7 protein-coding genes are annotated in these 8,889 nt (G+C 63.5%); 1 reads left to right on the top strand and 6 read right to left on the bottom strand.

Annotated features, from left to right (window positions below):
- On the top strand, positions 1 to 1,220 hold a 1,220-nt coding region (locus VFV96_16030), incomplete at its 5' end, for a class I SAM-dependent rRNA methyltransferase (protein ID HEU5071913.1).
- 25 nt (positions 1,221 to 1,245) lie between these two features.
- Here the strand turns inward: VFV96_16030 and VFV96_16025 are convergent.
- The 6 genes from VFV96_16025 to VFV96_16000 all read right to left on the bottom strand — a co-directional run bounded on the left by VFV96_16025 (position 1,246) and on the right by VFV96_16000 (position 8,887).
- The gene (locus VFV96_16025; protein ID HEU5071912.1) at positions 1,246 to 1,833 is read right to left on the bottom strand and encodes a DNA-3-methyladenine glycosylase I; all 588 of its coding nucleotides are present in this window, start codon (positions 1,831 to 1,833) and stop codon (positions 1,246 to 1,248) included.
- Between the two features lie 56 nt (positions 1,834 to 1,889).
- A complete protein-coding gene (locus VFV96_16020; GenBank protein ID HEU5071911.1) occupies positions 1,890 to 2,507 on the bottom strand; it encodes a YceI family protein in 618 nt (205 codons plus the stop codon).
- Between the two features lie 26 nt (positions 2,508 to 2,533).
- Positions 2,534 to 2,776 (bottom strand): hypothetical protein, encoded by a 243-nt coding sequence (locus tag VFV96_16015; GenBank protein HEU5071910.1) that lies wholly within the window; start codon positions 2,774 to 2,776, stop codon positions 2,534 to 2,536.
- Positions 2,777 to 2,867: 91 nt separating this feature from the next.
- Entirely contained in the window at positions 2,868 to 3,182 is a 315-nt protein-coding gene (locus VFV96_16010) for a hypothetical protein (protein HEU5071909.1), read from the bottom strand.
- A gap of 87 nt (positions 3,183 to 3,269) precedes the next feature.
- Entirely contained in the window at positions 3,270 to 6,143 is a 2,874-nt protein-coding gene (locus VFV96_16005; protein ID HEU5071908.1) for a glutamine amidotransferase, read from the bottom strand.
- Positions 6,140 to 8,887: an ABC transporter permease subunit gene (locus VFV96_16000; protein HEU5071907.1), complete on the bottom strand. Its 2,748-nt coding sequence runs from the start codon at positions 8,885 to 8,887 to the stop codon at positions 6,140 to 6,142. Before VFV96_16000 ends, VFV96_16005 begins: the two co-directional genes overlap by 4 nt.
- Positions 8,888 to 8,889: the final 2 nt, after the last annotated feature.

Genomic DNA, 8,889 nt, shown 5'->3' with positions numbered 1-8,889 from the left:
CGCCCTCGCCCCGCCCGACGCGGGAGGACGCCCCGCCGCCGGGCAGCGAAACCTGGTCCGCACCGTGGGTGCAGCTCAAGACCATCAGCTTCAGTCCGACGATTTATCCGGCCATGATCAAGGCCGCTTCGCCCGACGCCCGGCCCGGCAGCCTCGTCACCGTTTACAAGAAGGATGGCACGGTGTTTGGCGCGGGCCTCTACAATCCCCGGGCGCGCGTGCCGCTGCGGGTGCTCGTGCATGGAGCGCAACCGACGGGCGAGGATTATTTTGCCACCGCGATCGAACGCGCCGTGGACTGGCGTGTGAACACGTTGCAGCTCGACGCGCAAATGGACTGCTACCGCGTGGTCAACTCCGACGGCGACGCACTCAGCGGCCTGACGGTGGATCGCTACGCCGACACGCTGAGCGTCGAGGTCCACAGCCTCGGCATTTACCAGCGGCTGCCGCAAATTCTGGCCGCGCTCCACGCGCGCCTCGGCACCAAACAAGAAGTGGTGAATGTGGACGACCACATCGCGCGCTTCGAGGGCATTCACATCAAACGCGCCGCCACGCCACCGCCAAAACAAGTCCGCGTGCGCGAGCACGGCGTCCGTTACGAAGTGGATTTCACGAAGGGTCACAAGACGGGTTTCTTCTGTGATCAACGGGAAAATCGTCTGCTGCTGTCCAAACTTGTGAAAGGCAAACGCGTGCTCGACGTGTGCTGCTACACCGGTGGTTTCGCCGTGACGGCGGCCACGTTGGGCGAACCGGCCGAAGTCACCGCCGTGGACCTGGACGAAGAAGCCATCGCGCAGGCGCGCCGCAACGGCAATCTCAACCAGCAAAATCGCATCAAGTGGATTCACGCCGACGGCTTTGGCTGGATGCGCCAGATGCACCAAAACGGCGCGCGTTGGGACGTGGTGGTGCTGGATCCACCGAAGCTCGTCCAGGGCGATGAAGAAGAACAGTGCCTGGGCTGGCAGAAATACGAGGACATCAACCGGCTTGGTGTGCAACTGGTGGAGCCCGGCGGCCTGCTGGTGACGTGCTCCTGCTCGGGGCTGGTTTCGCTGGAGGCCTTCGAGAACCTCGTCATCCGTTCCACGCATCGGCTCAACCGGCGTTTGCAAACCTTCGACCGCACCGGCCCCGGTCACGATCATCCCGTGATGTCCAACGCGCTGGAAGGACGTTACCTGAAGGTGCTTTGGTCGCGGATTTGGTAGCGGGACGGGCGTCTCGCCTGTCCGGCTACACCTCGCGGTAACGGAAGCAATCCACCCGGTGGTCGTTCACCATGCCGACGGCCTGCATGAACGCGTAGCATATCGTGCTGCCCACAAACTTGAAGCCGCGCTGTTGGAGTGCCTTGCTCATCGCATCGGATTCCACCGTGCGGGCGGGCAGTTGACCCGGCGATTTCCACACATTGCGTTTGGTTTTGCCGCCCGTAAACTGCCAGAGAAAGCGGTCGAAGCTCCCCAGTTCCTCGCGCAGTTTCAGGTAGGCTCGCGCATTCGTGACAGCGGCATTCACTTTGAGCCGGTTGCGGACGATGCCCGGGTCCGCGAGCAACGCGGCAATCTTCTTCTCCGAGTAACGTGCCATTTTCTCCGGATTGAACTGATCAAACGCACGGTAGTAGTTCTCGCGCTTCTTGAGAATCGTGATCCAGCTCAGCCCGGCCTGCGCGCCGTCGAGGATAAGCTTGGCGAACAGCTTCTGGTCGTCGTGCTCGGGCACGCCCCATTCCTCGTCGTGGTAGCGGACATAAATGTCCTCGCTGAGACACCACGAACAGCGCGGCCGGTTGTCCGGCGGAACGAATTTGGCTTTCATGCGGTGACGGTGCGTTCACCCGGGCTGGTGCCCGTCGCCCGACGCTTTGAAATCCGTCAGGGCCTTGGCGCGGCGCCGGCCAGACTCAGCGTCAGCTCGATTTCATTCGCCACCTTGTCCGCGGGCGCACCCGGATTGATGTCGAAGTCGGAGCGCTTGATGGTGAAATGCGCCCGCAGGACGAGCAGGTCACCCTGCTGGTTGGGCACGCGGTCGCCCAGCTTGCCCTTGAGATAGTTCAGCTTCACCGGAATCGTCAGCTCCCGGGTGACGCCATGAATCGTCATTTTGCCGGTCACGTCGGCGCTGGCGCTGGTGCCGTCGCGCTTCACATTGGCCACCCTGGCCGCTTCGAAGGTGATTTCCGGAAACTTGGCCACGTCCAGCCACTGGTTGCCGTGCAGATGGCCGTTCATCATCGGATTCGGCACCGTCAGGGTCCTGGCCTCGACCACAATCTTGCCGGACAACGCCGCGGGATTCTCGGGATCGTAAACCACCGTGCCGCTGATGCCGTTTGCCGTGCCATTGATGGCTTCCAGCGGCGCATCGAGCTTGAACACGGCGTTGTTCACGCCCTTGGGATCCTTGAAGTCGAAGGTTTGCGTTTCGGCCCGGGCCGTGACCAGCGCGGCCGCGCCCCAAACAACGATGGCGAGGAAGGTGTGTTTCATGATTAAAATCCGTTCGTTTACGTGATTCAAGATTTGCCCAGAAAACTCGCCCCGGCCAGCCCGGCCGCGAGCAACAGTCCACCGCCCAGCAGGTCCACCCCCATCACGAACTGCTTTTTGGTTTCGGGATAGTTCAGGTCCGTCACGGGATCGGTGCGCATGATGGTGACGCTGGTCTGGGTCCAACCGCGGTGCGCGCCCGTGAGCAGCCAAACGCCCAGGCAGGCCAGCACCAGCACCACGGCACTCATCCGGAGAACAGCTTTCATGCGACGACAGCGGAAAATTGACCCCGCCTATTTAACCCAAATTCACCGGGATGCAACCAACGAAGCGAAGAGATTTTGCGGGGGAAGAAAATTAATCCGAACGGCCCGTGGACTCGGCCGGCGGGTGCCCAAAGAACGGCAACTGTTCCAGCCGGAGCCGGGCGGCGGCCAGCCATGCGTGGCGCGCGCGCAGACCGGCCGCATGCGCCTGTGCGGCCAGGGCAAAATCCCGCCGCACCATGGCCAGCCGGGGAAGCAACGGTGCCGTATCAAGACCCACCCCGGGCCGTTGAAATTGTTGAAGGAAGGCGGCCCGGCGCGCCGTGCGCTTCGCCCGTTGATAAATCAAGCATCCAACCAGCAGCACCAGTGCGAGCAGTTCCAGCCTGAAACCAAGGTCGGCCATAAGGAGGTTGAGTTGACAAACCCTCTCTCACAATTCGGCCCTGCGCAAGCGCCGCCAGAACTCCTCCGGCGTTCACCGGCGACAGCCCTATTTCTTCTTCTGCGCCCGGCGCTTTGCTTCGAGCAAACGGCTGGCAGTGCTGCCTTCGGGCGGCTTCGGCTCACCGCCGGATGGCGCGGGTTCGGCCGCCGGTTTGGCCGGCTCAGGTTTCGGCTCTGTCCCCGGCAGCGGCAGCGAAATCGGTTGCGTTGGCTGGAACAGTTCCGGCCGTTCCTCGACCGGTTTGGTTGTGGCGGCGCGCACGGCGTCACGGCGTGCCAGCAGTGCCGAAAGCGATTCGTCGGGCTTCGTCACCTTCGGCTTCGGCCGCCAGAACAGCACCACCCCCTTCACCGCCGCCACGGCCCGCTGCCACGCTTCGCGCTCGATCTGGATGCGCCGGAAGCCCACGTCGAACACGAAGCAAATCACCGCGAATTGCAGCAACGCCTCCCACAGGTCGCGCGGCTGGAAGGTTTTCGCGCGGTCATGCAGAAACGGGTTGTCCGCCGGGTTGCGCACGTCGAGAACCTTCCCGCCGCCCGCCTCGGCCAGGCGTCGGAGCAGATTGTAATTCGGCGCCGGGTCGCTGAACTCCGGCGAGTAATTGATGCTCGCGCCCGCCGTCTGCTGCGCCACGACCTTGCTGCCGTCCATCTCGACCACGTTCACCGCGTAAACGCCCGGCTCCTTCGTCGGGAACTTCGCGTCGTAATGGCCCGGTCCGCTCTGGCGCACGGGCACCACCACGCGTTCGCCTTTCGGGCTCACGACGATGGCCTGCAGGTTCAGGAAGTTGCGGTAATTGCCCTGCGCATCGAGCGCCTCGACGTTGATCAGCCCGTCGCCCTTGTCCAGCGACACGTCGGTGCTGAAGTCGGCATTCTCGGTGCGCCGCAAGCTCCATTGCGCCACCTGCACCCAGAATTGGCGATACTTCTCCCACGCCAGCCACGACTTCGCCCAGCGTGGCTTCGCATCGGATGTGAACGCCACCGCGCGGCCCAGACCGTATTGCCAGTGCGCCAGCAACGGGTCGCCCTGCTGCGTCCACAACGGCGTTTCCGCCCGCGGCTTTGGTGATGACGCCACGTAGCCGAGCAGCGGCGGATACTCGTTCGCCCCAATGCCGCGGATGAGTTCGCTCGCCGCGCGGACCTGGGGTTTGAACGGCTCCTCGTAAATGGCCGATTTCAGAATCACCGCCGTCTCCTTCAGGAAAATCTGCGGCAATTCCTCGGGCTTGGTGACGTTGTAGAAACGGCCCCGGCCCAGATCGGCCATGTGAATCATGGTGTCCGGCGGGAAATGCCCGGAGATGAGGACGGTGCTGATCGTGATCTTGTCGTTCGCGATGGCCTGCAACAGCGAATCCTGTGGCGGCCCCGGATCACCGTCGCTGAAAATGATGATGTGCTTCAGGTTCGATGTGCACTTCTTGAGGGCGTCGTGGGATTTCTCGAGCACGCCCTGGAAGCTCGCCATGTCGCCCTGGTTCATGCCCGCGATCTGCGAAGCGAGCGCCTTTTTGTCGCCAACCTTTTGCAGTTCGAAGAGCCAGCGCTCGCGACCGTCCCACAGAATCACCCCCATCTGGTCCTGCGGCGCCAGCGCGGCCAGCACGCCCTGCGCACAATCGCGTGCCACCTGGTTGCCATTGGCAAATTCCATGCCGTGCATGACCAGCACCACGGCGCCGCTGGGCAGAACTTTTTTGCTGTCCAGCTCCATGCTGACCGGCAGGACCGTTTCGAGCGGTGTGTTGCGATAGCCGCCCGCCGCAAACGACTGGTCGCCGCCAATGCAAACCAGGCCGACGCCGAAGTCGCGCACGGCGCTTTCGATGAGCTTCTGGTTGTCACGGCCCAGGTCACCCGCGTTAACGTTGCACAGGAACATTGCGTCGTAGTCCTGCAATTCGGCCAGCGACGACGGAAACTGCGCGGGCGGCACGAGCTTCACTTCCATTTTCAGCGACTGCAACGCGCTCACGAGTGTCTGGTCCTGGTCCGGTTCGCTGGACACGACGAGCAACTGCGGCTCGCCGCGCACAAAGGTGAACGCCGACGCACGATTGTTTTGCGGGAGCACGTCGTCCTTGGCTTCCACGCGCACGTCGTAATTGTAGAAGCCCGGTTCGGTCAGCTTCTGCGGAAACGTGAGCAGGTTCTTGCCCTGCTCCAACTGCACTGCCTGTTCGCCGAGATACTGGTCGTTGCGATAAAGTCGCACGGTGGCCGCCGTCGGGTGATCCGCCTGCACAAAAATCTTGGCGTCGAACGACGTGCCCTTCTTCAAATTCGACGGCAGCCCAAGCTTCTGCACCGAAACGTCGTTCACGCGCGCCGCGCCCACGGGCAGCACGTCGAGCGTCACGCCGAGCGAACGTGCCGCCACCAGCGCGGTCATCGCGTCGCCGATGTTTTCGTTGCCGTCGGACATCAACACGAGCCGCTTCTGGCCGGTTTCCGGAAAGCCCGCGGTGCCGAGCCGGATGGCCGCGCCGAGATCGGTGCGCTCGGTGCCCACGACGGCTTGAATCTTCTTCACGTCCACAATCGGGTTCGGCGAAAACTCGATGGCCGCCCCGCTGCCGAACACAATGACCCCGCCCTTGTCCATGCGCTCCTTGCCGGCGGCGAATTTGTTCACCTGCTCCTTCGCGGCGTCCTGTTGCGCCGAGGGAACGCTGTCCGACCGGTCGAGCAGGAAGAAGACGTTCATGCCTTCGATGGGACGGAGCCATTGCAATCCGGCCAGCGCGAGCACGATGACGAGCAACACCAGCACCCGCAACGCGCCTGACGTCCAGCGGCGCCACTTCGCCGTCTGCACATCGGACTTCACGGCCAGCCACACGACCCACGCCAGCGCGGGCGCCAGCGCGATCAACCACAGTGGATGGGTGAAATGGAAGTTCATGGTGAAACGCGGAGCAAAGCAACTGGAGGCGCGGAATCAATTTGTTTACGTCCTCCCTCACCCTGGCCCTCTCCCCAAGGAGAGGGAACAGCAATGCGTGCCACTGAGAAAATTGATCGCTCCATCGAAAAATTCAGCGTGTCGCCTTGCGGTGTGACGGTGGACGTTTCTCCCTCTCCCAGCGGGAGAGGGCCGGGGTGAGGGAGAACCGCACGAGTCTCGAACCCGCGGACTCGGCGCGCGGCTTCGTTGTTGGGAGTTTGATGTTCATTGTTTGATGTTTCCCTTCGCCGCACCAGCTTCTGCACCCGGTGATTCAACGCATCGGCCACGTAAAGGTTGCCGTGCGAGTCCAGTGCAACGGACCACGGATTGTTAAACTCGCCCGGCGCCGCACCGGCTTTGCCGATGATTTCCAGCGAATGCCCGTTTTTATCGAACACCTGGATGCGGCTGTTGCCGAATTCGCATACGAACAGGTTGCCCTGCGGGTCCATTTTTACGTCGTAAGGATAGCTGAGTTCGCCGGGCACGCTCCCCGGCTTGCCGAATTCACGGAGAAACTGGCCATCGCTCGTCAGCACTTGAATGCGGTGGTTGCACGAATCCGCCACGTAGAGGTTGTCGTCCGCGTCAAGACAGGTGCCCTCGGCCCGGTTGAACTCGCCCGGCGCGGTTCCCGGCTTGCCGTAGCACGCGAGGAACTTGGCCGGCGTCAGGCGCGTTTCGCTCAAGGCCTGCTCGTCAGTCTCGTGCGGATTCCAGTTCAGGGTGGGCGCGTTCTTCAGGCTCACGCCCAGCTTAAATTTCTGAATTCGCTCCACGAGCCCGTATTCAGTGACGAAAATTTCGTGCCGCGAATTTTCCACGAACGAGCGCGGCATGTCGAGCTGGCCGACGTTCGTGCCGGAGATGCCCCATTGCGCCACGAGCCGGCCGTCGGGCGAAAAGTGGTTGATGCGCTTGTAGTGCGGTTCGACGACCACGATGTTGCCGTCGGCGTCGCAGCCCATGCCCTTCGGCTTGCCGCGCGTGATTTGCGGCATCTGCCAGTCGAGGAGGAATTTTCCGTCTGGCGAGAACTTTTGCACGCGGCCCGTCATGTCCACGACGTAGAGGTTGTCATCGTGATCCACCGCCACCGACCGGGGCTTGTTCACCTCGCCCACGCCCACGCCGCGCGTCGCAATGACGATGGCGCGGGAGAAGTATCTGCTCGCCAGCGGTGCGCTCTTGTTGGAGCCCGACGGCGAACAGCCGGGCAAGAACGCCAGCGCGATCAGAAGCGACGTGCCGGCGGCCTGCTTCCAGGCTGCCATCCGCCATCCGCCGTCCGCCATGAACCGCACCCACCGCCCCACCAGCCAGATCGCGAGCGGCACCACAGCGGCGCCGAGCAACGTCAGGCACAGGGCGTTCACCTGTGCGTTGTGGCCGTAATGCAGCAGGTTGAACACGCGCAGCGCGAGCGTTTCGCCGCCCGGCGGCATGATCAGCACCAGCGATTCCACGTCCCACAGGCACAGCAGGTAGATGACATACCACGCGGCACCGAGCTGCGGAGTGATTTGCGGCCATTGCACGTGCCACAGAATTTGCCAGCGGGATGCACCCTCCAGGCGAGCCGCATCATTCAAGTCGCGATCGGTCGTGCGCAATGCGTGCGCCGCCACGCTCCGGCCGATGGCAAAGTAACGCAACCCCAGCGCGACCAGCACGATGCCGAAGCTCGCGTAGAACCACGTCAGCGCGGGCCGGTTGAACAACCAGATCAACGCCACGCCAATCAACACACCGGGCATCAGGAAAGGCAGCCACAACGGAGCGCCGAGCAGGGCCCGACTCACACCGCGCCGCGCGCCGCGCGGGGCTCCGAGGAGCAGCGCGAGCCCAACGCACAAGGTTGCCGTAACGGCGGCCAGCCAGATGGAATTCCACAACGCGCCCTCGCCCGCTTCAATGGCGCCGGGCAGTTCCACCCACGTGCGCGCCGCCGTGGCCAGTTGCAGCAGCGGCACACCAACCGACAGAAGCACTACGATCAGGGTGAACGTGCGGGCGATCATCCGCCAGCCGCGGCCGAGCTGCCGGTGAAAGAGGTGCGCCGGCAAACGGCCGCGCAGCGCAGGCCATGCCAGGTCCGCCCGCGCCAACAACACCAGCACCGCGAGCGGAATGATGATCAGCGGCAGGCTGAGTTTGAAGGCGCCGAGCGTGTCGAGATTGGTGCTGTAATCAATCCACATCTGCGCGGGGAACACCTTCACCTGCAAAATGGCGGGCACGGCAAAATTATTAAGCGCGAGGACAAACGTCAGCGCACCCGCCACGAGCAGCGGCGTCCGCGCCGCCGGCAACAGCAGCCGCCCGATCAGCGCCGTGCCGCGCAAGGCGGGTTCCACTTCGAGCAGTTCCGGTTCAAGCCGCTCCCACCGGCTCCAGACCGCCAGTGCCGTTATGGGCCAGAGCAGCAGCGCCAGAATCCACACGGCGCCGGGCAGCGAGAAAATGTTCACCGGCAGCCAGCGATGCAACACGCCGGCCACCCCGAGCCAGTCGAGCCAGCTGTTGGTCACCAGGAATGGCGGCATGGCCAGCGCCACTACCGCTGCTGCCAGTCCGATTGCCCGACCGCGGGCCGGCGCCGCGGCCAGCCACAACGCCGCCAGCAGGCCAAACCCCATCGCCAGCAGCGTGGTGACCGCGCTGACCAGCAAGCTGTTCTGGAGCAGGAGCCAGTTCATGA

It is taken from the genome of Verrucomicrobiia bacterium, from assembly GCA_035765895.1.
In the GTDB taxonomy this organism is placed as follows: domain Bacteria; phylum Verrucomicrobiota; class Verrucomicrobiia; order Limisphaerales; family DSYF01; genus DSYF01.
The sequence above is the reverse complement of the archived record's forward strand: the minus strand, read 5'-3'. Positions and strand labels throughout refer to the sequence as shown.

Coding starts and splice junctions, on each gene's coding strand:
- VFV96_16025 (HEU5071912.1), bottom strand. CDS start 1,833: ATGAAAGCCAAATTCGTTCCGCCGGACAACCGGCCGCGCTGTTCGTGG.
- VFV96_16020 (HEU5071911.1), bottom strand. CDS start 2,507: ATGAAACACACCTTCCTCGCCATCGTTGTTTGGGGCGCGGCCGCGCTG.
- VFV96_16015 (HEU5071910.1), bottom strand. CDS start 2,776: ATGAAAGCTGTTCTCCGGATGAGTGCCGTGGTGCTGGTGCTGGCCTGC.
- VFV96_16010 (HEU5071909.1), bottom strand. CDS start 3,182: ATGGCCGACCTTGGTTTCAGGCTGGAACTGCTCGCACTGGTGCTGCTG.
- VFV96_16005 (HEU5071908.1), bottom strand. CDS start 6,143: ATGAACTTCCATTTCACCCATCCACTGTGGTTGATCGCGCTGGCGCCC.
- VFV96_16000 (HEU5071907.1), bottom strand. CDS start 8,887: ATGAACTGGCTCCTGCTCCAGAACAGCTTGCTGGTCAGCGCGGTCACC.